This window comes from Microbispora catharanthi (assembly GCF_006334915.2).
Lineage (GTDB): Bacteria > Actinomycetota > Actinomycetes > Streptosporangiales > Streptosporangiaceae > Microbispora > Microbispora catharanthi.
The window spans coordinates 233,453-256,065 of the sequence record NZ_VDMA02000013.1 but is presented as its reverse complement, the minus strand read 5'-3'; the positions used below and the strand labels follow the sequence as shown (position 1 = coordinate 256,065).

Here is a 22,613-nt window from a genome sequence, read left to right as displayed (position 1 = left end):
CTGCGGCGTTTCAGTCGGCTTCTCCTCCCGCGACCGCCTCCCTGTGGTAGGTCACATGGCGAGGGTCGATGGAGTGCTCCGCGACCACGGACAGCGCTCCGACCGGCGCGCCTGTCGACCGGTCCACCACGATGAGATCGCCCTGGACGGCGAGGGCTCCCGCGTCGAAGAGCGTGTGATGGTTAGGGCAGAGACAGAGCATGTTGGCGAGCTCATCGGGGCCATTGTGCGGTTCCCCGAGCGGGCGGATGTGGCAGCCCTCGGCATAGGGGCCGGTGGGGAGCATCAGCCGAATTCCGCAGATCTGGCACATGTGATCATGCAGTGTCTTCACGAGCCGTGACAGTGCGCTGTCCCGCACGATCCGCTCGACCGTGGTCGAGCGGCGCCCGACCGGCGCCGCCTGCAGACCCACGCGGGCGAGGAGAGCGTTCTGGTCGACGTCATGAAGGTATTCGGACAGTAGGAAGGCCGCGACGCGTGAGCGGACGGCATCGTCCTTCGTGACCAGGTCATAGACCCAGTCGCATGGGCCGGAGAGCGGTTGATGACGACGCATCCAGCGGAGTGGCTCGCCGCCGCTGGCGGCAGGCGGAGCCGGGTGTTCCGCAATTTCCCACAGGCCGAAATGGGCGAGTTTGAGGACGGGGTACTCCGGGTTCGGCGCGTCATCGACAAGGCCGAAGGTGGAAATGAGCGAGCCGATCTCGGCGCGGGTCGTCTCCCAGGGGACAAGCCTGGGTTCGGCCCGTGCGGCCCGGCCGAGTGCCCAGAGCAGTGTGAGTGGCTGGTGTCGCTTCGGGCGTTTCGTCTGCGGCGACTTGGCCGTCTCAAGGTTCATGACCTTGCCGAGTAGGGCCTCGATTGGACTCTCGGCGGCAAGGTCTTCCGGTGTGGTCACCGTGAAACCCAGGTCGGCCAGGGTCCGGGCGACCGTGGCCGCTCCTCCCGAGAACTCCGAGGCGCGCAGCGGGCGGCCGGCCACACCGCGATGCGCGACTCCGGCGATGGCTTTGGAGTCGTATCGCCGGCCCTGGTGCGTGAGGAAGTAGCCCCGTGCTTCGCGATAGCCGTACTTCGCGAGGAATTCCTCCCGGCCGAGCCTGTCGAACTCCTCGATGGCGGCCAGCACCATGTCCCGGCGAAGATCGGATAAGCCCATCCGGTCATGGTATGTGCCCAGATCGACGCTTGATCGCCGGCAATTCGCGGCACCCGGCGGGCAGCCCCCAAGGAGGACGGTGTGTCCTCCTCCGTTTCCGTGGAGAGAGCCCGTTGCCGCGCCGTGGACGTCAGCGGGAGGTCTCGTACCAGTGGTAGGGGATCGACCAGTCCCAGTGTTCGGTCTCCTCCTCCTGCTCGCGCGCCAGGTTGGGCGCGTCGGGACCCCAGGCCATCGCGTAGGCGAGGCCGAACTGGGCGGCCCAGTACCGTCCAAGCCGTACGAATCCCCGTCCAACAGCGAAGATCATCCGCTTCGCCAGGGAGAACACCATCGGGCACCACTCCTCGCACGATCAGGCACGGCACCAATGTGGCCTAGATCACTTTGTATCTGGAAATAAAGATTTAATCTGGTCGAATCCTCCATGTAAATGCCCAGAGCGGTACGTTACCCGCCGCAGTGGCGTCCGGTCGTACGCGTGACCATCCGGCGGGAGGATGTCGGTCATGGCACCCTTCGAGATCGGTGAGACCGCCCTGGTGGTGGAGGTCCCCTCGGCCGAGCCCCTGGTCCGGGGCCTTCGGGAACGCTACGACTCCTCCGCGGCGTACGGCATGCCCGCGCACGTCACCGTCCTGTATCCCTTCCTCCCGCGAGAACGCCTCGACGACGGCGTGCTCTCCGCGCTGCGGGACCTGTTCGCGGAGCGAAGGCCGTTCGAGGTCGCGTTCGGGGGCGTCGGCCGCTTCCCGGGCGTGCTCTACCTCGCACTGGACCCGGACGGCCCGCTGCGGGAGCTCACCGAGGCGGTGGTGGGCCGTTGGCCGCAGACGCCGCCGTACGGAGGCCGGTTCGGCGACATCGTGCCGCACCTCACGGTCGCGGAGGGACTCGGCGGCGAGGTCGTCGCCGGAGTCGCGGCGGGCCTGGCGGCAGGGCTGCCCGTGACGACGTTCGTCGGCGGCGTGACGCTGCGGGTCTTCGACGGGGAGAGCTGGAGAGCGGAGGGCTTCTTCCCCCTGGGGGAGCCGCCGTCGGCCGAGTTCGCCTTTCCCGGGCCCCTGCGCGATCGCCTGGTGGCCGCGATCCTGAGCGGGGACAAGACCGCCACCGCGGGCCTGCTGGCGGACTACGAGCACTGCGGTGATCCCCTCCCGGTCGTCGGCCGGTGGGCGGCGTTGATCGACTCGGCCGGGCGGCGAGTGGCGCTGCTGGAGACGACGCAGGTGCGGGTGGCGCCGATCCGGGAGATCGACGAGGCGTTCGCCCGCGACGAGGGCGAGGGGTACGACACCGTCGCCCAGTGGCGGGCCGCGCACGAGCGCTTCTGGACCGGCCCGGAGATGTCCGCCGTCCTGGGCGGACCACCGGTCGTCGACGACGACACGCTGATCGTGGCCGAACGCTTCCGCCTGCTCGGTTGAGATTCCGCCGGGCCCGCCTGACAGGCACTCCCGCCGGCCTGTGGATAACGTCACGGCGCCGGGGGCCGGGGCTGACAGAATCGCTCGCACGACCGATCGGGGGAGGGCGAGCGGATGGGCGGCGGAGAGCGGGAGGGCACGCGGCGGCGGTGGAGCCTCGGGCCGCCGGGCGGAGCCGCGTGGAGCTTCCCCTGGTCGTCCGGCGAGCCGGGGCAGGGGGCCGAGGACCTGGTGGCCGGGCTGCTGTCCGCGGCGCTGGAGGCGCGCCGCCGCCGCGACGAGACCGAGTTCCGGCGATGCGTGAAGGTCCTCGCGCAGGGCCAGGGGCTCCGCCAGGTCGTGGACCGGGCCCTGCTTGACGCCCTGAACCGGCATGTGACGCTCGCCTGGCACGGCGGCTGGCAGCCCGCCGACGTCGTACGGCTGGTGGTCCGGCGGCTGGAGGCCCGGCACGTCCGCCTCGTGACCGACGCCGTCGCGGCCGAGATGCGTGCCTACGCCGCGGCGACCGTGGACGATCGCTGGCTCGACCAGCTCGACGCCATCGGTGCGACGGTGTGGTGGGGCCGCGACGAGGAGTACCTCCGTGAGGACGGCGACCGGACCGCGATGGTCGCCTGCGCGCTTCGGGTGATCCATCTGCTGGCCACGCTGCCGCCGCTGGAGCGGCTGTGCCCCGTGCCGGGAACGGCCAGGCGTACGCCCGGCGTCCGGGGCGGCGCCGTCGACGAGCGGACGCTCGCCCGGGTGCGGGCCCTGCTGGCGAAGGCCGAGTCGACCGAGTTCGAGGCGGAGGCCGAGACGTTCACCGCCGCGGCCCAGGCGCTGATGGCCCGGCACAGCATCGACGCCGCGCTGCTCGCCTCCCGGACGGCGACCGGTCCGGGAGGAGCCGGTCGGCCGCAGGGGCGCCGGCTGGGGGTCGACGCGCCCTACGAGGGCCCGAAGGCGATGCTGCTGGACGTCATCGCCTCGGCCAACCACTGCCGCTCGGTGTGGAGCCGTCATTTCGGGTTCGCCACCGTGCTCGGGTTCCCCGCGGACCTGGCCGCGGTGGAGGTGCTGTTCACCTCCCTGCTGGTGCAGGCCACGACCGCGTTGAGGCTGGCCGGATCCCGCAGGGACGGCTCCGGCCGTTCCCGCACGCGGTCGTTCCGGCAGTCGTTCCTCGCGGCGTACGCCCAGCGGATCGGCGAGCGGCTGCGGGAAGCGGCGGGGGAGGCGGTGCGGGAGGCGGCCGCCGATGCCGGGCGCGACCTGCTGCCGGTGCTGGCGGCCCGGGAACAGGCCGTCGAGGCGAAGGTCGAGGAGATCTTCCCGACGCTGACCATGGTCGGCGCGGGCGCGGTCAGCAACCGGGAGGGCTGGATCTCCGGCCGGGCCGCCGCCGACCGGGCCGTCCTCGACGTCCGCGGAAAGATCGTGGGGGGAGGCCGCTGATCCGGCTCGTGGTGATCGACCGGCGGAGCGGCACGGAGCGGCATGAGCGGCACACAGCGGCACACAGCGGCACAGAGCACGGCGCGCACGGCCACCGCGAGACCGCAGGGGCCAGGGAGACGGACGGGGGAGGCGCAGTCGGCCGAAGGCATACCTGGGGCCCCGGAACCTCCCGGACCGGGCATGATGGGTCGCGCAGGCAGCGGTGTGAGCAAGGAGTGGCCGTGAGCAGATACGAGCGGTGGAACACCTTGTTGGAGCTGCTCGCCGAGCGTGGACACCTCGACGTGGAGGAGACCGCCGAACACCTCGGCGTGTCGCCCGCCACGGTGCGGCGGGACTTCGACGAGCTGGCCTCCCAGCAACTCCTCACCCGCACGCGCGGCGGGGCGTCGGCGCACAGCGTCACCTATGACCTTCCCCTGCGATACAAGGTCGCCAGGCACGCCCCGGAGAAGCAGCGCATCGGAGCGGCGGCGGCCGCCATGGTCCCCGCCGGCGCCACCGTGGGCCTGAACGGCGGCACGACGCTGACGGAGGTCGGCCGGGCGCTGGCCACGCGCCCCGACCTGAACACCGACCAGCGGGGCCCGGTGGTGACCGTGGTGACCAACGCCCTGAACATCGCCAACGAACTGGTGCTCCGCCCGCAGATCCACGTCGTCACCACGGGCGGCTCCGCCCGGCCCCAGTCATACGAGCTGATCGGCCCGATCGCCGCCGGCATGCTGGAGCGCGTCGCCCTGGACCTGGCGATCCTGGGGGTCGACGCCCTGCACCTGGAACACGGCGCGAGCGCCCACAACGAGGGGGAGGCGGCGGTCAACCAGATCATGGCCTCCCGCGCGCAGCAGGTCGTCATCGTGGCGGACAGCTCGAAGCTCGGCCGGCGGGCGTTCGCGCGGATCTGCCCGGTGAACCAGATCGACATCCTCGTCACCGACAGCGCGGCGACCGAGGAGCAGACGGCGCCCTTCGCCGACGCGGGTGTCAAGGTCGTGCGCGCCTGAGACATCCCCCGGGCGCGCACCGGGGTCATGTCAAGAGGTCAGTACGCCGAGGAGGTGGGCGACCTCCCGGGTGACCGCGTCGCGGCCCGCCTTGAGGTATTTGCGCGAGTCGACAACGGACGTGTCGGCGGTCAGGCGGTCGCGGACCGCCGCCGTGAACGCCTTATTGAGATGGGTCGCGATATTGATCTTCTTCATGCCGTGCCGTACGGCCGCCCGGATGGTCGCGTCCGGAACCCCGGAGGAGCCGTGGAGCACCAGCGGGACCGGGACGGCGGCGTGGAGCTCGGCGATCAGGCCGAGATCGAGGACCGCGTCCTTCGTGGTCATGGCGTGGGAGCTGCCGACCGCGACGGCCAGGGCGTCCACCCCCGTCCTCTCGACGTAGCCGGCGGCCTCGTCGGGTCTGGTCCTGGCGCCCGGGGCGTGCACGCCGTCCTTGCCGCCGATCTCGCCGAGCTCGGCCTCCACCCACACCCCGCGCTCGTGGCACCAGCGCGCCACCTCGGCCGTGGCCGCCGCGTTGACTTCGTGGTCCAGGGCGGACGCGTCGTACATCACCGAGCCGAGGCCCAGGCCGACGGCCTCCTCGACCAGGGACCTGTCGGTGGCGTGGTCGAGGTGCACGGCCACCGGAACGGCGGCGGCCCGGGCCAGGGCGAGCGACGCCAGCGCGACCGGGGCCAGCGCGCCGTGGTAGCGCACGCAGTTCTCGCTGATCTGCAGCACCACCGGGACGCCGGCGGCCTCGGCGCCCGCGACGATGGCCTCCGCGTGTTCGAGCTGGATCATGTTGAACGCGCCCAGGCCGAGGGGTGCGTCGCGGATGATGTCGCCGATGCCGGCGAGGGGCATGGTGGGCCTCCGAAGGTCCGGTCAGGGGTGGTGGGGTTCGACGGTGATGTCGGGGTGGACGCGCCGGTAGACGCCGGGATCGACGTCGCCCGCGACGGGGGTGGCGACGGCGGCGGCGCCGAGGGCGGCGGCACGGCGGAGCCGTTCCGGCCACGGCGTGCCCTCCACCAGGCCGAGCGCGAGTCCCGCCACCAGCGCGTCTCCGGCGCCGGTCGGATTGCCCTCCACCCGGTAGGGCATGCGGGCCCGCCAGGTCCCCTCCGGGGTCGCGGCGAGCACGCCGTCCGACCCCAGCGAGACCACGACCGAGCCGGCGCCCTCGTCCCTCAGGAGGCGGGCTCCGGTGGCGATGTCCAGCACCTCCCCGGCGTCCGGACGCAGCGCGCGGGCGAGCTCCTCGGCGTTGGGTTTGAGCACGGCGGGCCGGCCGGCGGGGGCGTGGCGCAGGGGAGCGCCGTCGGCGTCCACGACGGCCGGGACGTCGTGCCGGGCGGCGACGGCGGCCAGCGTGGCGTAGAGGTCGGCGGGCAGTCCGCGCGGGAGGCTGCCGGAGATCACCACGGCGGACGCCCCGCCGAGGGCCCGCTCGTACGCGTCGACGAAGCGCGCCAGCTCCTCCGGGGTGACCACCGGCCCCGGCTCGTTGAACAGCGTGGTCCTCCCGGCCGCGCGGACGGCGAGGGTGGTGCGGGTCTCTCCCGCGATGGGGGTGAACGCGGCGGGGACGCCGGCCGCGGACAGGTCGGCGAGCACGGCGTCGCCGGTCGGGCCGCCGGCCAGGCCGACGGCGAGGACCTCGTGGCCGAGGGCGGTGAGGACGCGGGCCACGTTGACGCCCTTGCCGCCCGCCCTGCGGTGCACGCCGCGCACGCGGTTGACGCCGTTCCAGTCGACGTCGTCGACGCCGTAGGTGACGTCGAGCGCCGCGTTCACCGTGACGGTGAGGATCACGCCGGTCACGGCGATTCGCGGAGGATGACCGATCGGGTGAGGTGCGCCGGCGCGTCGGGGTCGAGACCGCGGGCGTGCGCCCTGGCGACCGCGAGCCGTTGCACCAGGATGAGCTCGGCCATGGGGTCGAGGCCGCCCTCCACGAACGTGGCGCCGGTGGCCTCCACCTCGCCCCGCAGCCCGCGCGGCACCGGGCCGAACGCCCACGTGACGCGGCCGGGCGCGGCGATGCTGATCGGGCCGTGGCGATACTCCATGGCGAGGTAGGCCTCCGTCCACGACTGCGAGGCCTCCCGCATCTTCAGCGCCGCCTCCCGCGCCAGGCCGTACGTCCAGCCGGTGCCGAGGAAGGAGAACTGTTCGGCGGCCACGAGGCCGGGGGACAGCGGTTCGGCGAGCGCGCGCTCCGCGTCGGCGATCGCCCCGGTGAGGTCCTCGCCGAGGTGCGCCCGCAGCATGGCGAGCTGCGCGGTGGCGAACCGCGTCTGCACGACCGACCGCTCGTCGGCGAAGTCGAGGACGACGACCTCGTCGGCGAGGGACATGACCGGCGTGTGCGGATCGGCGGTGACCGCGGCCGTCCGGGCCCGTTCCCCGCCCTGCTCGCGGATGCGGCGGAGCAGGTCGAGCACCTCGGTCGTGGTGCCCGACCTGGTGAGCGCCAGCACCCGGTCGTAACGGCGGCCGATCGGGGCCTCGGACGCGGGGAAGGCGTCGGTCTCGCCGTGCCCCGCGCCCTCGCGGAGCGCGGCGTAGGCCTGGGCCATGAACCACGAGGTGCCGCAGCCGACCACCGCCACCCGTTCGCCCTTCGCCGGCAGGGCGCCGGAGGAGGCCAGGCCGGCGGCGCGGCTCCAGCAGGCCGGCTGGGACGCGATCTCGGTCTCGGTGTGACTCACAGGCCCTCCAGTGCTCATTGATGCAAGATTTGTAGCACTATCGAGCAGATTCGAGCAATGGAGGACGTCGTACGGTCGTCGCGAACGCCAGCGGACCGGGACGGGTGATGAGGTGATGTGCGCGGAATCAATGGGTTACGCGCAAGATCGCGCATCGTCCTTTCATGGGGTGCGTGGGAGCATTGGGTGAAGTAGTCTTCGCGCACGTACCGGGCGGGAGGTGGGATGGCGCGCATCGTCTTCGTCGGCGTCGGGGACGTGGAGCTGACGCGCAGGGTGGTCTCCGATCTTCTCCTCGCCCCCTCGCTGCGGGGCGAGCTGGAGATCGTGCTGCACGACGAGAACCCCGGGCAGCTCGCGACGGCAGAGGCCCTGGTCCGCGCGCTCGACGCCGAAGCCGGGTCGGTGGCGGCGATCGTCACCTGCCCGAGCAGGCGCAGGGCGCTGGACGGCGCCGACTTCGTCGTCGGCCACATCGACGTGGGCGGGTTCGAGGCGACCCTGCGCGACTTCGAGATCCCGCACAGGTATGGCCTGCGCCAGACGATCGGCGACACCATCGGCATCGGCGGCATCTTCCGCGGGCTGCGGACGATTCCGGTCTTCGTCGAGCTGGGCCGCGAGATGGCCGAGCTGTGCCCGGACGCCTGGCTGCTGAGCTGCAGCGACCCGATGGCGATGACGGGCTGGGCGGTGCAGGAGGCGACCGGTTTCAAGCGGTTCGCCGGGGTGTGCCACGCCGTCTGCGACACGCACGCGTACCTGGCCGATCTGGTCGGCCGGGGGCTGGACGAGGTCACGTTCCTCAGCGCGGGCCTCAACCACCAGTCGTTCGTGCTGCGGTTCGAGGCCGAGGGCCGCTCCCTGTATCCCGACCTCGACGAGGTGCTCGAGGCCGATCCCGAGCTGCGGCGGCACGTGCGGGTGGAGCTCTACCGCCGGTTCGGCTACTTCCCGACGGAGTCGAGCGAGCACGCCGCCGAGTACGTCCCGTGGTTCATGCGGCACAGCGAGGAGACCGCGCGCCTCGGGGTGCGTCCCGAGGAGTACCTGCGGCGGGTGGGCCACAGCCTGCACCTGTACGAGGAGACGCGGCGGGCGCTGTCGGCCGGCCGCTCGCTGCTGGTGCGCTGGCAGCACCAGGAGCCCGCGGCGGCCGCGCTCCTGGCCATGCTGACCGGCCAGGAGAAGGAGGTCTACGTCAACGTCCCCAACCACGGGCTGATCGGCAACCTGCCCGAGGGCTGCTGCGTGGAGGTGCCCGCCCTGGTCGACGCCGACGGAGTCCACCCCCGGCCGGTGGGAGAGCTGCCCATCCAGCTCGTGGCGCTCAACCGCACGTTCCTCAACGTCGTCGAGTTGACCGTGCGCGCGGTGCTCGACGGCGACCGCAGGCACGTCCACCACGCCGCGATGCTCGACCCGAACACCGCCGCGACCTTGCCCCTGCCCGCGATCGAGGCGCTCTGCGACGAGCTGATCGAGGCGCACGGCGACCTGCTGCCGGAGGGCGTCCGATTCGCCGGGAGCAGGCCATGACCGACTCCATGCCCACGGAGGTGCGGCGGGAGCGCATGCTCGGCATGCTCATGGAGCAGGAGTTCGCCCGGGTCGCCGAGCTCGCCGAGGCGTTCGGCGTCTCCAGCGTCACCGTACGCGCCGACCTGGACGCGCTGGAGGAGCAGGGACGCATCCGCCGGGTGCGCGGCGGGGCCGTCGCGGCCGGCCCGCCGCGGCGCACCGAGCCGTCGTTCGAGCTGTCGCTCGGCACGGCGGCCGTGGAGAAGGCGCTGATCGCCAAGGCGGCGGCCCGGCTGGTCGGCTCGGGGGAGAGCGTGATGATGGGCGCGGGGACCACCACGGCCTACGTGGCCAGGGAGCTCGTCGCCCGGGCCGACCTCACCGAGGTCACCGTCTTCACCAACGGCCTGCGTACGGCGCTGGAGCTGGAGCCCGCGCTGCCCCGCTTCGCCGTCGTCGTGACCGGGGGGAGCCTGCGCCGCCAGCAGCACTCCCTGGTGGATCCGCTCGGCGGCAAGGCCATCGAGGGCATCCGGGTGGACACCGTCTTCATCGGCTGCGGCGGCGTCCACCCGGACGTCGGGATCACCAACGTGAACCTGCCCGACGCGGAGATGAAGCAGCGCATGCTGCGGGCGGCCGGCCGCCGCATCGTGGTCGCCGACTCCTCCAAGCTCGGGGCGATCGGAATGGCGCCGATCTGCCCGCTGTCGGAGATCGACCTGCTCATCACGGGAGAGTCGGCCGATCCGGCGACGGTGGCCGTGCTCCGCGATCGCGGCCTCAAGGTGGAGATCGCGGCCTGAGGCGGCGGACGTCAGCCGGCGAGGGTCGCGCGCAGCGCCTCGGGAAGCAGGTCGCCGTGCGCCCGGGTCAGGTCGTCGCACAGCCGCCAGATCTCCTCCAGCGACAACGTCGCCGACGTGTTCGGGTCCACCATCATGGCGTGCCGCACGTGCTCCGGCCGTCCCTCCCGCGCGGCCCGCACGGTCAGCTCGTTGACGTTGACGTACGCCCGGTTGACCGCGGCGCACTGCGGCGGGAGGGCGCCGACCCGGGTGGGCAGCACCCCGGTCGCGTCCACCGCGCACGGCACCTCGACCACGCACCCGGGCGGCAGGTTGGCGATCAGCCCGTCGTTGACGACGTTGCCGTAGACCACGCGCGGGGTGCCGGTCACGACGCTGTGGATGATCTGCGGGGCGTACTCGCCGGTGCCCTCCACGGGCAGGTCCCCGCCGTGCCGTACGGCGTCGCGGGTGCGCTTGTACTCGCGCACGTTCTCCTCGCTGATCCGCACGTACTCGCCCACCGGGATGCGCAGCCGGTCGATCTCGTCGTCGTGGCGCAGCAGCCAGGGCAGATACTCGGCCGAATGCTCGCTGGTCTCGGTGGGGTAGTGGCCCAGGCGCCGGTACATCTCCACCCGCACCCGGCGGCGCAGCTCCGGGTCGCGCGCGATGGCGTCGTCCAGCCGGTCGTACAGGTTCTCGCCGTCCCGCTCGAACCGCAGCACCCACGCCTGGTGGTTCACCCCGGCGGCCAGGTACGCCACCTCCTCGTACGGCACGGCCACGAGATCCGCCAGCCCCCGCATGGTCCAGTACACCGAGTGGCACAGGCCGACGACGTTGCGCACCTTGCCGCTGAGATACCAGACGTTCATGGCCATCGGGTTGGTGTAGTTGAGCAGCAGGGCGTCGGGGCAGACGGCGGCCATGTCGGCCGCGAGGGCGTCGAGGACCGGGAAGGTGCGCAGCGCCCGGAAGATCCCGCCGACGCCGATCGTGTCGGCGATCGTCTGCCGCAGGCCATACCGGGCGGGGATCTCGAAGTCGGTGACGGTCGCGTCGTGCCCGCCCACCTGGATGATGTTGATCACGAAGTCGGCGCCGTCGAGGGCGGCCCGGCGGTCGAGATCGGCGGTGACCGCCGGTCGGGCGCCGCGGGCCGCCGCGATCCGGTGCGCGACGGTCTCGGCGACCCGCAGCCGCTCGGCGTCGATGTCGTGCAGCGCGATCCTGGCCTCCCGTAGTTCGGGGTAGGCCAGCAGGTCCGCGAGCAGGCCCTGGGTGAAGACGACGCTTCCCGCGCCGATGAAGGCGATCTTCGGGTTTCTCATCGGGTGACTACTTCCTCCCAGGTCGGCTGCGCCGCTGTGCCCCCCGCGGCTCGGGTGGAGAGGGTGCCGCAGGCCACCGCGACCTCCAGGGCGCGGTGGAGCGGGAGCCCGCGCAGGCGGGCCGCGAGGAGGCCGGCGTTGAAGCTGTCGCCGGCTCCGACCGTGTCGACCACGGTGGCCGGGGCGGCCGGCACGCGGACCGGCTCGCCCTCGTGGATCGTCAGCGCGCCGTCGCCGCCGCACTTGACCACGGGCGTGGTGCCCCGGGCGGCGAGGTCGCGTACGGCGCCTTCGAGGTCGCCGTCGGCGCGCCCGGCGATGGCGAGGGCCTCGCGCTCGTTCGGCAGCAGGACGCCGGTCAGCGGCAGGACCTCGTCGAGCCCCTGCCAGCGGCCCGACGGGTCGTCGTTGGTGTCCAGGGACGTGGTGGCCCCCGCGGCCCGTGCCGTACGGAACAGGGCGGGCAGGCCGGAGGCCAGCCGGGGCTGCAGGAAATAGGACGAGACGTGGACGTGGGCGGCGCGTTCCAGCAGGTCCGCCGGCACGTCGCCCGGTTCGAGCCGGTCCAGGCAGCCGGGTGCGGTCAGGATGGCCCGGTCACCGCCGTCGGCCAGCACCACGGTGAGGGCCGTAGGCGCGGCGGGGTCCACGACGCAGGCGGCGACGTCCACCCCGCTGCGGGTGAGCGCGTCGAGCACGAACGCGCCCGCGGCGTCGTCGCCCACGCGGCCGGCGAAGGCGGTGCGCAGGCCAAGCCGGGCCGCGCCGCAGGCCGTGATCGCCCCCGATCCGCCGAGCACCAGCGCGCCGGCCTCGACGAGCCGCTCGCGCTGGCCGAACTCCGGAACGCGCGGCGCTCCCGTGACGACCACGTCGGGGTTCGCGTCACCGACGACGAGCAGGTCGAAATCTGGTCTCCCCATGGACCGGAACGGTCCCAGCACCTTCGATAACTTGTCAAGTCTTTCGATATGGGCCGAAAACGGTCACCTTGAGTGGTGAGTGGGACGTCTTCGAAGGTATTGACAAGGTTTCGAAAGCGACCATTATGGTCTCCAACATCCCGCCCGCACCGGCTCGTCCCGGTGGTCTCAGGAGGTCTGGAGATGCCGCGACGATGACGACCGCGACCCTCACGAAAACGGAGACCGCCGGCGCCGCCCTGCCCCGCCGCAGACGCGGGGACGGCAGAGTGGCGCTGGCCTTCCTGGCGCCCGTGCTCATCGGGTTCGCCGCCTTCTACGTCTATCCGGCCGTACGCGGAGCCTGGTACTCCCTGACGGACTGGAATCTGCTGTCCGAGCCCGGGTTCGTCGGCCTGGACAACTACGCCGAGCTCGTCGGGGACCCGCTGTTCTGGAACTCGCTGAAGGTCACCGCCTACTACGTGGTGCTCACCGTCGGGATGCAGATCGTCGCGGGCCTCGGCCTGGCCGCCCTGATGCACCGCCTCACCCGGTCGCTCGTGCTCCGCTCGCTGCTGGTCGTGCCCTGGCTGGTGCCCAACGTGACCTCGGCACTGCTGTGGATGTGGCTGCTCGACGCCAACCTCGGCTTCTTCAACCACCTGCTGGTGAGCCTCGGCCTGGACAACCAGGGCTTCCTGACCTCGCCCGGGCTGGCGATGCCGAGCGTGGCGGCGATCAACGCCTGGGGCGCCACGGGATACACCACGCTGCTGCTGTACGCCGGGATGCTGCTGGTGCCGCGGCAGATCTACGAGGCGGCGGCCCTCGACGGCACCGGCGAGGTGCGCCAGTTCTTCCGCATCACCCTGCCGCTGCTCCGCCCCATCCTGGCGTTCGTCCTGGTGGTCTCGCTGATCGACTCGTTCCAGCTGTTCGACGCCGTCGCGGTGACCACGAAGGGGGGACCGGTGGACGCCACCCGCGTCGTCTACTTCTACATCTACGAGGAGGCGTTCACCCACTTCAAGATGGGATACGCCTCGGCGCTGGCGCTGAGCCTGGTGCTCATCCTCGGCCTGCTGACCTTCGTCCAGATGCGCCTCCTGCGCGCCTCCCGGTCTGACCTCGCATGAGCGCGCCGGTGAGCATGAGCGCGCCGGTTGGTGTGGGCGCACCGGCGAGTGTGGGCCGCCGGCGGCTGCGCCGCCTGCCGGCCTGGATCTGCCTGATCCTCGCTCTCGGGATCTCGCTCTTCCCGCTGTGGTGGATGCTGCGGACCGCGATCACCCCCGGCCCGGAACTGCCGTCGGACAACGCCGGGCTGCTGCCCCGGCACCCCACGCTGATCAACTTCGAGCGCGTGCTCGGCCTGGTGAGCCGGGACGAGGCCCGCGCGGCCGGCGGGTCGGGGGCGAACCTCAGCTTCTTCCTCTACCTGCGCAACTCCGTCGTCTACACCGGCCTGATCACCTGCGCGCAGACGATCTTCTGCGCCATGGCCGGGTACGCGTTCGCGCGGCTGCGCTTCCGCGGCAGGGACGCCCTGTTCAACGTGTTCGTCGCCGCGCTGATGGTGCCCCCGATCTTCACGCTGCTGCCCAACTTCGCCCTGGTGAAGCAGCTCGGGTGGCTCAACACCTACCAGGGCCTGGTCGCCCCCAGCCTGCTCGTGACGCCGTTCGCGGTGTTCTTCCTGCGCCAGTTCTTCCTCGGCATCCCCCGCGACGTCGAGCAGGCGGCGTTCATCGACGGAGCCGGGCCTTGGACGATCTTCTGGCGGGTGGTGCTGCCCATGACCAAGGGGCCGCTGTTCACCCTGGCGCTGACGACCGCGGTGTGGACCTGGAACGACTACCTGTGGCCGCTGCTCGTGGCGCCGGGCGAGGACACCCGCGTGCTCACCGCCGCGCTCGGCATCTTCCTCAAGCAGTCGCCCAACACCTCGCCCGACTGGACCGGCCTGATGGCGGGCTCCGCCCTGTCGGTCGTCCCCGTCCTGCTGCTGGTGGTCTTCTTCGGCCGCCGCCTCGTGGACTCCATCCAGTTCTCCGGCATGAAGGGTTGACGTTGAAGAAGGCATTCATGGCGGTGACCGCCCTGCTCCTGACGGCGGCCTGCGGCGGGGGCGGCGGCCCGGCGGACGCCGGCGGCGTCACGCTCACCTACGCGTTGTGGGACGACGTCCAGCAGGGCGCCTACCAGCAGTGCGCCGACGCGTTCCACAAGGCCAACCCGGACATCACCATCAAGATCTCGCAGAGCGCCTGGGACCAGTACTGGCAGAACCTCACCACCCAGATGGTCTCCGGCGGCGCCCCCGACGTGATCACGATGCAGGCGTCGTACTATCCCCAGTTCGTCGCGAACGGCCAGCTCCTGGACATCCAGCCGATGGTGACGGCCGACAAGATCGACCTGGGGCAGTACTGGCCCGGCCTGGCCGACCTCTGGGTGAAGGACGGCAAGCGGTACGGCCTGCCCAAGGACTGGGACACGATCGCCATCGTCTACAACGTCGACATGGCGAAGAAGGCGGGCGTGGACATGTCCGGCCTGACGTGGAACCCCGCCGACGGCGGCACCTTCGAGAAGGCCATCGCCCACCTGACCGTGGACGCGAACGGCAAGCGCGGCGACGAGCCCGGCTTCGACAAGACCAAGGTCGCCGTGCACGGCATCGTGCCCGAGCTGAACGACGGCTCGCAGGGCCAGAACGGCTGGGGCGACCTGGCGGTCTCCAACGGCTTCACGTTCATCGACAAGAACCCGTTCGGCACCCGCTACTTCTACGACAGCCCCAAGCTCGCCGAGACCGCCGACTGGTTCAGGCGTCTGGCCGACAAGGGGTACGCCACGCCGTACGACAAGACGAGCTCGCTGGGCCCGGACACGATGCTGAACGCGGGCAAGGGCGCGCTCGGCATCACCGGCTCCTGGATGATCAGGACCTACCTCGACTCGAAGTCGCAGAAGTTCGCCTTCGCGCCGCTGCCGACCGGGCCGCAGGGCCGCAAGTCCGCCTTCAACGGCCTCGCCGACGTCATCTACGCGGGCACCGAGCACAAGGACGCCGCCTGGAAGTGGGTGAGGTTCCTCGGCTCCACAGGCTGCCAGGACATCGTCGCCGACAACGCGGTGGTCTTCCCGGCCATCACCTCCTCGGTCGAGCGGGCGCTCAAGGCCCACAAGGCGGCGGGCCGCGACGTGCGGCTGTTCGTCGACGAGGCCGAGGCGCCCGGCGGGACGTTCCTGCTGCCGGTGAGCGACCACGGCGACGAGATCAACCAGATCGTCTCCACCGCGATGGAGGAGGTCTGGCTCGGCCAGAAGGACGCGCGCACCGCGCTGACCGCGGCCAACCAGAAGGTCAACGCCCTGTTCTCCGGCGGCTGATCGCGCCCCCGGAGCACCTGGAGCATCCGGGCAGAGAGGAGGTTTCCTTCCCCGTGCTGGCGTGCGCCCTGCCGACCTCCCTGGGCCACGCCACTCCACACCGTCTAGAGCATCCCCCGGGGGCGAGGCGGTGTGGAGAGTGCGGAACAGCACGCATGCGCCCCGTCGATCTCACTGGGAGGAAGAACATGCGCATTCTCCGATACCTGGCGGCGATGCTCGCCGCCTGCACGGCGTTCCTCGGCGCGCTCTTCGGCGCCCCGGCCGCCGCGGACGCGGCGGCCCTGCCCGCACCCGTCTCGTGCGCCAGCTGCTGGCATCCCGCGCTGAACACGAGCTGGCAGTGGCAGCTCAGCTCGGTGCCCGCGGAGCCGTTCCTGGACGTCGCGATGTACGACATCGACGGCTTCAACGCCACGGCGGCGACCGTCCAGCGGCTGCACGCCACCAAGACCGGCCGCAAGGTCGTCTGCTACATCAGCGCCGGGTCCTACGAGGACTGGCGGCCCGACGCCGGCTCCTTCCCCGCCTCCGTCCTCGGCAAGGCCCTCGACGGCTGGGCGGGCGAGCGCTGGCTCGACATCCGGCAGTACGGCGGCACGCTCGGCCAGATCATGCGGGCGCGGCTCGACATGTGCAGGTCCAAGGGCTTCGACGCCGTGGAGTTCGACAACGTCGACGGCTACACCAACACGACCGGGTTCCCGCTCACCGCGGACGACCAGCTCCGCTACAACGCCTGGCTCGCGAACGAGGCCCACGCCCGCGGGCTGTCGGCCGGCCTGAAGAACGACAACGAGCAGATCCCCCAGCTCCTGCCGTACTTCGACTGGGCGCTGAACGAGCAGTGCTGGGAGTTCAGCGAGTGCACCACCGCGCAGAACGGCGACTACGGCCTCGACCAGTTCGTCAAGGCGGGCAAGGCCGTCTTCAACGTGGAGTACAACCTCGCCACCTCGAAGTTCTGCGCCAAGGCCAACGCGCAGAACTTCAACTCCCTGAAGAAACGCCTCGACCTCGACGCCTACCGCGTCGCCTGCCGCTGATCGCCCACCCGCGGTGAGGACGCCGGGTTCCCGCACGGGGGCCCGGCGTCGCGTGCGTGACGAGGCGCGATCAGACGACGGATCCGGTGGCGCCGTCGGTGAGCTCCCTGAGGATGTCCGCGTGCCCGGCGTGCCGCGCGGTCTCCTCGATCATGTGGACGTAGATCCAGCGCAGCGAGATCGCGCCGACCTGCTCGTGTGGCACCTCGTGATCGAGCGGGAACCGTGCGGCGATGCTCCGCGACCGGGCGCAGGCCTGCTCGTAGGCCGCGATCAGGGCTTCGATGGTGTCGTCGTCGCCGACCGCGAAGCTCCTGCCGGCGTCCTCCTCCGAAGGAGGCGCCATGGCCGGGTCCTGGGCCAGCACCCGCTCGAACCAGTTCCGCTCCACCACGGTCAGGTGCCCGACCAGTCCGGCCAGCGTCGTCGCCGACGGCACGTGACGCCGGCGCACGTCCTGCTCGGACAGCCCCTGGGCCTTGCGGACGACCATCGCGCGGAGGAAGTCGAGGAACGCCTCCAGGACCTGCCGTTCGTCGCCTGTGGCGGCCCGCACCACCGCCAGTGCCGGCTCGGTCGAAGGAAGAGTGGCCATGTCCGGACCGTACGGAGCGCGCCGAGCCCCCGGCAAGAGCCCCTGCCCACGCTCTCAGCGAACCCGCACTCGGATGCGCCGGGTCAGCCGGAGGTGTCGTCGAAGTGGAGCTCTGAGGTGATGCGGTAGCGGTCGCCGCGGTAGATGGACCGGGTGAACTCGACGACCCGGCCGCCTGCCTCGCGGGCCGTGCGTTCGATGAGCAGGGCGGGGGCGTGCTGGGGGACGCCGAGCAGTTCGGCCTCGGTCTCGTCGGTGACGGTCGGCTCGATGCTCTGCGTGGCGCGGCGGACGTCGATGCCGAACCTCGTGCGCAGGAACCGGTAGAACGAGCCGGACACCATGTCGTCGGGCCTCAGGGACTCGACCAGGCGGTGCGGCAGGTGGATGCGCTCGATGGCCATCGGCTCGTCGTCCACCAGGCGGAGCCGTACGACGCGCAGGACCGGGTCGGCGGGGGAGACCTGCAGGCGGTGCGCGAGCCGGGCGGTGGCCGGGGCCGAGTCGAACTCGAGGATGCGGCTGAGCCAGTTTCCCTCGGCGGCGGGGGCGTGGAAGGAGTCGTCACCGGCCGCGAGGGGTTGGGTGACCTTCCGGCGGCCGGTGAACGTCCCCCGGCCGTGCTCCCGCACGAGCATGCCCTGCCGTACGAGCCCGTCGATCGCCGCGCGGAGGGTCGGGCGGGAGACGCCGAGCTCCCGGGACAGGTCGCGTTCCGAGGGGATGGCGGTGCCGGGCTCCTTGTCGGCGATCAGGTCGAGCAGGACGTCTCTGACCCGGTCGCGCTTGAGACCCGCTGGAAGTCTCTGCACGTCCTCGACCTTACCAGTAGCTGACCACTCCTCTCGGCATTGTGCCTGGGAATATCCGAAATTTCGCCCCTTGACAGCCCGACTGGTTAAGACCACTCTCCTCTCAACGGTTTACCAATAACTGACCACTGGGAGGACCGATGAGGTTACGCCTCCTCGCCGCGGCGGCCGCGTTCAGCCTCGCGCTCGCCGGTTGCGGTTCGGCGTCCGAGCCCGGGACATCCGGAAAGACCGGCACGACCACGCTGACCGTGTGGTTCATGCGCGACAGCCTGTCGGACGCGATCGTGAAGCGGTTCACGGACGACTTCCAGCGGTCGCATCCCGGGATCACCCTGAACGTCCAGATCCAGGAGTGGGACGGCATCGGGCAGAAGGTCACCAGCGCGCTCGCCAGCAAGGACGCCCCCGACGTCATCGAGGTCGGCAACACCCAGGTCGCCGAGTACGCCGCGAGCGGCGGGGTCAGGGACCTCACCGGCGAGGTCGCCGACCTGGGCGGCTCCGACTGGCTGTCCGGCCTGGCCGAGCCGGGGAAGATCGACGGCAGGCAGTACGGCATTCCCTGGTACGCCGCCAACCGGGTGGTGGTCTACAACAAGGACCTGTTCGCCAAGGCCGGCGTCACGACCCCGCCGAAGACCCGCGACGAGTGGATCGACGTCACCACGAAGCTGAACAAGGGCGGCGTGCAGGGCATCTACCTGCCCGGCCAGAACTGGTACACGTTCGCCGGGCTCGTCTGGGACGAGGGCGGCGACCTCGCCGTCAAGGAGGGCGACCGCTGGAAGGGCGTGCTCGACACGCCGCAGGCGCTCGCCGGGATGGCGTTCTACCAGCGCCTCCAGGCGCTCGGCAAGGGGCCCAAGGACTCCGACGAGGCCAGGCCGCCGCAGGCCGACGTGTTCGGCAAGGGCGACGTCGCGCAGATCATCTCCGCTCCCGGCGGCGCGGTCGCGATCGAGAAGGCCAACCCCGACCTCAAGGGCAAGCTCGGCTTCTTCCCGATCCCCGGCAAGACGGCGGACAAACCGGGCGCCGTCTTCACCGGAGGGTCCGACCTGATCGTCCCCGAGGCGTCCGCCCACCCCGACGAGGCGTACGAGGTGGTCAAGGCCCTGGCCGGGGAGAAGTTCCAGCTCGACATGGCCAAGGAGATGAGCTACGTGCCCAACCGCACCGCGTACGCCGGGGTGCTGAGCGGCGACGAGGCCACCGCGGCGATGGCGGCGGGGGCCGTGGTCGGGCACGCCACGCCCAACTCGCCCAACTGGGCGGCCGTGGAGGCCAGGAACGTCATCAAGGAGTACATGACCAAGGTGCTCACCGGCGGCGACGCGGCCACCGAGGCGAAGGCGGCCTCCGACGTGATCACCACGATCCTCAACACCAAGTCCTGACATGGCGCGCACCCTCGCCCGTACGGCGGCCCGTCCTGCTCTCGTGATCGAGGCGAGACCCCGCAGAAAAGGCGCGCTGTGGCCCTACCTGCTGGTGGGCCCGGCGGTGGCCGGCTTCGCGTGCCTGCTCGTCTATCCGCTGGCCCGCAGCATCGTGATCTCCTTCCAGCACTTCCGGCTGGGCGAGCTGATCAGGGGCGGAGCGGACTTCGCCGGGCTCGCCAACTACGCCGAGGCCCTCGGCGGCCCGGAGTTCTGGGCGGTCGTGCGGCGGACCTTCCTGTGGACCGCCGCCAACGTCGTGGTGATCATGGTGATCGCCACGGCCGTCGCGCTGATGCTGCCGCGCCTCGGGCGGCGGATGCGGCTGGCGGTCATGAGCGGGATGGTGCTCACCTGGGCCACGCCGGTGCTCGCCGCGACCACGATCTTCCAGTGGCTCTTCCAGTCACGCCTGGGCGTGGTCAACTGGCTGCTGGTCCGCCTCGGCTTCGACTCCTTCCGCGACTACACGTGGTTCGCCGACGGTGGGGCGACGTTCGCGATCCTGGTCGCGCTTGTCGTCTGGCAGTCGGTGCCGTTCGCGGTGCTCACCCTCTACGCGGGGCTCACGACCATCCCCGGCGAGTTGTACGAGGCGGCCAGGATCGATGGCGCCGGACCCTGGCAGGTCTTCGGCCGGGTCACGTTCCCCATCCTGCGCCCGCTGTTCGGCCTGATCACGTCGCTGGAGGTGATCTGGGTCTTCACCTGCTTCGCGCAGATCTGGGCGATCAGCAAGGGCGGCCCCGGAGGCGCCACGGCCACGCTGCCGGTCTACGCGTTTCAGATCGCGCAGTCGCTGCACCGGTACGACCTGGGGTCGGCCGTCTCCACGCTCACCGTGCTGATGCTGCTCGCGGTGCTGGTCGTCCATCTGCGCCGCATGTTCCGGGAGGAGGGAGCGTGAAGAGGGTCGCGCTGAATCTGGCCGCGTTGGGCGTGCTGGCGGTGTCGGTGTTCCCCGTCTACTGGATGGTGATCACCGCGTTCAAGCCGACGGTGGACATCCTCACCGAGACCCCGGCGTTCTGGCCCGCACGGCCGACCCTCGACCACTTCGCCACGGCCGTGAGGGCCGCGGGGTTCTGGACGTTCTGGCGCAACAGCCTCGCCGTCACCGTCAGCGCGGTGCTGCTCGCACTGGTCGTGGCGCTGCCGGCCGCATTCGCGGTGGCCCGGCTGCGCTGGTCCGGGCGGCGCGGGTTCGTCCTGATGGTCTTCGTCGCCCAGACCGCCCCCTGGTCGGCGCTGCTCGTGCCCGTCTACATCATCGCCCGCGACGCGGACATGCTCGACCGGCTGCCGACGCTGACGCTCGTGTACTTCGTCACGACGCTGCCGTTCACGATCGTGACGCTGCGCGGCTTCATCGCGGCGGTCCCGCCCGAGCTGGAGGAGGCCGCGCTGATGGACGGGTGCGGCCGGACGGAGGCGTTCCGCCGGGTGGTGCTGCCGCTGCTCGCGCCGGGCCTGATGTCCACGTCGCTGTTCGGCTTCATCACGGCCTGGAACGAGTTCGCCTTCGCCAACGCCCTCATGATCAAGGATCAGGGCGACCGTACGCTGCCGATCTGGCTGTCCGGGTTCAGCAACGTCTTCGGCACCGACTGGGGCGCCACCATGGCCGCCGCCACGTTGTTCATGCTCCCCGTCCTGCTCGTCTTCCTCGTGCTCCAGCGCCGCGTGTCCTCCGGGATGATCGCGGGCGCGGTGAAGGGATGACCCACATGATGATTCCGCGGCCCCGCGAGGTGGCCGTGCTCGGGGGAACCGTCACGCTCCACGACGGCCTCGTACGGCACGCGCCCGACGATCCCCGGCTCGGGGAGGAGGGGTATCGGATCGACGTCACCCCCGCCGGCGCCGAACTCGCCGCCGGCGGACCCGCCGGGCGCTTCTACGGCCTGCGCACCCTGACGGCGCTCGGCCCCGAGGCGCCGCTGTGCCGGATCACCGACCGGCCCGCGCACTCCTGGCGCGGGGTGATGCTCGACGTCGCGCGGCACTTCATGCCGAAGGACTTCGTGCTGCGGCTGATCGACCTGCTCGCGGTCCACCGGCTCAACCGGCTGCACCTGCACCTGACCGACGACCAGGGCTGGCGGCTGCAGATCAAGCGCTACCCCCGGCTCACCGAGGTCAGCGGGGAGCACTACACGCAGGAGGACATCCGGGAGATCGTGTCCTACGCCGCCGACCGGTTCGTCGCGATCGTGCCGGAGATCGAGATGCCGGGGCACGCCCAGGCGGCCATCGCCGCCTATCCCTGGCTCGGCAACCAGCCGTCGCGCCGGCTGCCGGTGCGGGACTCGTGGGGCATCAGCCCGCACGTGTTCAACCTGGAGGAGACCGCCGTCGGCTTCTGCCGGGACGTGCTCGACGAGGTCATGGACCTGTTCCCCGGCGAGTACGTCCACCTCGGCGGCGACGAGTGCCCGCCGGACGAGTGGGAGCACAGCGAGGCGGCGCTGCGGCGGATCGCCCGGCTCGGACTGACGGGCCCGGACGCGGCCCGGGCGTGGTTCACCGCCACCGTCGGCGCCCACGTGACCTCCCGCGGCCGGCGCCCGATCCACTGGTACGACGGGCCCGGAGGCGCTCCCGGCGTGACGGCGATGACGTGGCTCGACCACGAGAGCGGCCCGCGTGCGGCGATCGAGGGGTTCGACGTCGTGCTGGCCCCGCACACCAGCACCTACTTCGACTATCCCGCCGACGCCCCGGGGCCGCACGGCCGGATGCTCTCCCTCGCCGACGTCTACGGGTTCACGCCGCCTCCGGCCCCGGACGGCGCCACCGGCCGGATCCTCGGCGTGCAGTGCCAGCTCTGGACCGAGTACATGCCCACGCCCGAGCACGTCGAGGCGATGGCCTTCCCCCGGCTGTGCGCCTTCGCCGAGGTGGCGTGGGGCACGGCGGGGGACTACCGCGAGTTCCTCCACAGGCTCACCCCTCACCTGGAGTCCCTGGGCGTCCGGCCGGGGCCGGTCATCCCCTGACTCCGCGACCCACCCCCCACGAAAGGAAGAC

At 71.4% G+C, this 22,613-nt stretch carries 22 protein-coding genes; 13 read left to right on the top strand and 9 right to left on the bottom strand.

Annotated features, from left to right (window positions below; genetic code table 11):
- Positions 1-10: 10 nt before the first annotated feature.
- Together FH610_RS24575 and FH610_RS24570 are read right to left on the bottom strand one after the other, a co-directional pair.
- On the bottom strand, positions 11-1,162 hold the full coding sequence (locus FH610_RS24575) for an HNH endonuclease (protein WP_205826018.1): 1,152 nt from the start codon (positions 1,160-1,162) through the stop codon (positions 11-13).
- Positions 1,163-1,292: 130 nt separating this feature from the next.
- Positions 1,293-1,496, bottom strand: coding sequence for a hypothetical protein (locus tag FH610_RS24570; protein WP_139577126.1), 204 nt, complete (start codon positions 1,494-1,496; stop codon positions 1,293-1,295).
- A 175-nt stretch (positions 1,497-1,671) separates the two neighbouring features.
- Here FH610_RS24570 and FH610_RS43810 point away from each other — a divergent pair, with 175 nt between their 5' ends.
- The 3 genes from FH610_RS43810 (at position 1,672) to FH610_RS24550 (ending at position 5,039) form a co-directional block, all read left to right on the top strand.
- Positions 1,672-2,589, top strand: a complete 918-nt coding sequence (locus FH610_RS43810; RefSeq protein WP_205826017.1) for a 2'-5' RNA ligase family protein — start codon at positions 1,672-1,674, stop codon at positions 2,587-2,589.
- A 114-nt stretch (positions 2,590-2,703) separates the two neighbouring features.
- Positions 2,704-4,029, top strand: coding sequence for a DUF2786 domain-containing protein (locus FH610_RS24555; protein WP_139577125.1), 1,326 nt, complete (start codon positions 2,704-2,706; stop codon positions 4,027-4,029).
- Between the two features lie 224 nt (positions 4,030-4,253).
- The gene (locus FH610_RS24550; RefSeq protein ID WP_139577124.1) at positions 4,254-5,039 is read left to right on the top strand and encodes a DeoR/GlpR family DNA-binding transcription regulator; all 786 of its coding nucleotides are present in this window, start codon (positions 4,254-4,256) and stop codon (positions 5,037-5,039) included.
- A gap of 30 nt (positions 5,040-5,069) precedes the next feature.
- Here the strand turns inward: FH610_RS24550 and FH610_RS24545 are convergent, their stop codons facing one another.
- Genes FH610_RS24545 through FH610_RS24535 form a run of 3 tightly spaced genes read right to left on the bottom strand, consistent with a single transcriptional unit; the run spans position 5,070 to position 7,744 of the window.
- Entirely contained in the window at positions 5,070-5,894 is an 825-nt protein-coding gene (locus FH610_RS24545; RefSeq protein ID WP_139577123.1) for a class II fructose-bisphosphate aldolase, read from the bottom strand.
- Positions 5,895-5,915: 21 nt separating this feature from the next.
- Entirely contained in the window at positions 5,916-6,854 is a 939-nt protein-coding gene (locus FH610_RS24540) for a 1-phosphofructokinase family hexose kinase (RefSeq protein WP_240809163.1), read from the bottom strand.
- Positions 6,851-7,744, bottom strand: coding sequence for an SIS domain-containing protein (locus tag FH610_RS24535; protein WP_139577122.1), 894 nt, complete (start codon positions 7,742-7,744; stop codon positions 6,851-6,853). Before FH610_RS24535 ends, FH610_RS24540 begins: the two co-directional genes overlap by 4 nt.
- 225 nt (positions 7,745-7,969) lie before the next feature.
- On the opposite strand from FH610_RS24535, the gene FH610_RS24530 reads away from it, so the two are divergent.
- A complete protein-coding gene (locus tag FH610_RS24530; protein ID WP_139577121.1) occupies positions 7,970-9,283 on the top strand; it encodes a family 4 glycosyl hydrolase in 1,314 nt (437 codons plus the stop codon).
- Complete coding sequence (locus tag FH610_RS24525; RefSeq protein WP_139577120.1) at positions 9,280-10,071, top strand: DeoR/GlpR family DNA-binding transcription regulator; 792 nt, start codon at positions 9,280-9,282, stop codon at positions 10,069-10,071. Before FH610_RS24530 ends, FH610_RS24525 begins: the two co-directional genes overlap by 4 nt.
- A gap of 11 nt (positions 10,072-10,082) precedes the next feature.
- On the opposite strand, the gene melA is transcribed toward FH610_RS24525, so the two are convergent.
- Both melA and FH610_RS24515 read right to left on the bottom strand, forming a co-directional pair.
- On the bottom strand, positions 10,083-11,387 hold the full coding sequence (gene melA, locus FH610_RS24520; RefSeq protein ID WP_139577119.1) for an alpha-glucosidase/alpha-galactosidase: 1,305 nt from the start codon (positions 11,385-11,387) through the stop codon (positions 10,083-10,085).
- Positions 11,384-12,310 carry a carbohydrate kinase family protein gene (locus tag FH610_RS24515; RefSeq protein ID WP_139577118.1) on the bottom strand — a complete coding sequence of 309 codons (927 nt, stop codon included), beginning with the start codon at positions 12,308-12,310 and terminating at the stop codon, positions 11,384-11,386. Before FH610_RS24515 ends, melA begins: the two co-directional genes overlap by 4 nt.
- A 194-nt stretch (positions 12,311-12,504) precedes the next feature.
- Here FH610_RS24515 and FH610_RS24510 point away from each other — a divergent pair, with 194 nt between their 5' ends.
- The 4 genes from FH610_RS24510 (at position 12,505) to FH610_RS24495 (ending at position 16,734) form a co-directional block, all read left to right on the top strand.
- Entirely contained in the window at positions 12,505-13,428 is a 924-nt protein-coding gene (locus FH610_RS24510) for a carbohydrate ABC transporter permease (protein WP_139577117.1), read from the top strand.
- Between the two features lie 14 nt (positions 13,429-13,442).
- A complete protein-coding gene (locus tag FH610_RS24505) occupies positions 13,443-14,360 on the top strand; it encodes a carbohydrate ABC transporter permease (RefSeq protein ID WP_205826015.1) in 918 nt (305 codons plus the stop codon).
- 17 nt (positions 14,361-14,377) lie between these two features.
- Positions 14,378-15,688 (top strand): ABC transporter substrate-binding protein, encoded by a 1,311-nt coding sequence (locus FH610_RS24500; protein WP_139577115.1) that lies wholly within the window; start codon positions 14,378-14,380, stop codon positions 15,686-15,688.
- 188 nt (positions 15,689-15,876) lie between these two features.
- A complete protein-coding gene (locus FH610_RS24495) occupies positions 15,877-16,734 on the top strand; it encodes an endo alpha-1,4 polygalactosaminidase (protein ID WP_205826014.1) in 858 nt (285 codons plus the stop codon).
- Between the two features lie 70 nt (positions 16,735-16,804).
- Here FH610_RS24495 and FH610_RS24490 read toward each other — a convergent pair whose 3' ends face one another.
- Both FH610_RS24490 and FH610_RS24485 read right to left on the bottom strand, forming a co-directional pair.
- Positions 16,805-17,329: a DinB family protein gene (locus FH610_RS24490; RefSeq protein WP_139577114.1), complete on the bottom strand. Its 525-nt coding sequence runs from the start codon at positions 17,327-17,329 to the stop codon at positions 16,805-16,807.
- 83 nt (positions 17,330-17,412) lie between these two features.
- A complete protein-coding gene (locus FH610_RS24485) occupies positions 17,413-18,141 on the bottom strand; it encodes a GntR family transcriptional regulator (protein ID WP_139577113.1) in 729 nt (242 codons plus the stop codon).
- Between the two features lie 140 nt (positions 18,142-18,281).
- Here FH610_RS24485 and FH610_RS24480 point away from each other — a divergent pair, with 140 nt between their 5' ends.
- From FH610_RS24480 to FH610_RS24465, 4 genes are read left to right on the top strand one after another with little or no spacing between them, the layout of a single operon-like run.
- Positions 18,282-19,541 (top strand): sugar ABC transporter substrate-binding protein, encoded by a 1,260-nt coding sequence (locus FH610_RS24480; RefSeq protein WP_139577112.1) that lies wholly within the window; start codon positions 18,282-18,284, stop codon positions 19,539-19,541.
- 1 nt (position 19,542) lies between these two features.
- Entirely contained in the window at positions 19,543-20,490 is a 948-nt protein-coding gene (locus tag FH610_RS24475; RefSeq protein WP_139577111.1) for a carbohydrate ABC transporter permease, read from the top strand.
- Complete coding sequence (locus FH610_RS24470) at positions 20,487-21,305, top strand: carbohydrate ABC transporter permease (protein ID WP_205826013.1); 819 nt, start codon at positions 20,487-20,489, stop codon at positions 21,303-21,305. The genes FH610_RS24475 and FH610_RS24470 overlap by 4 nt, the downstream gene beginning before the upstream one ends.
- Positions 21,306-21,310: 5 nt before the next feature.
- A complete protein-coding gene (locus FH610_RS24465) occupies positions 21,311-22,582 on the top strand; it encodes a beta-N-acetylhexosaminidase (RefSeq protein WP_139577110.1) in 1,272 nt (423 codons plus the stop codon).
- Positions 22,583-22,613: the final 31 nt, after the last annotated feature.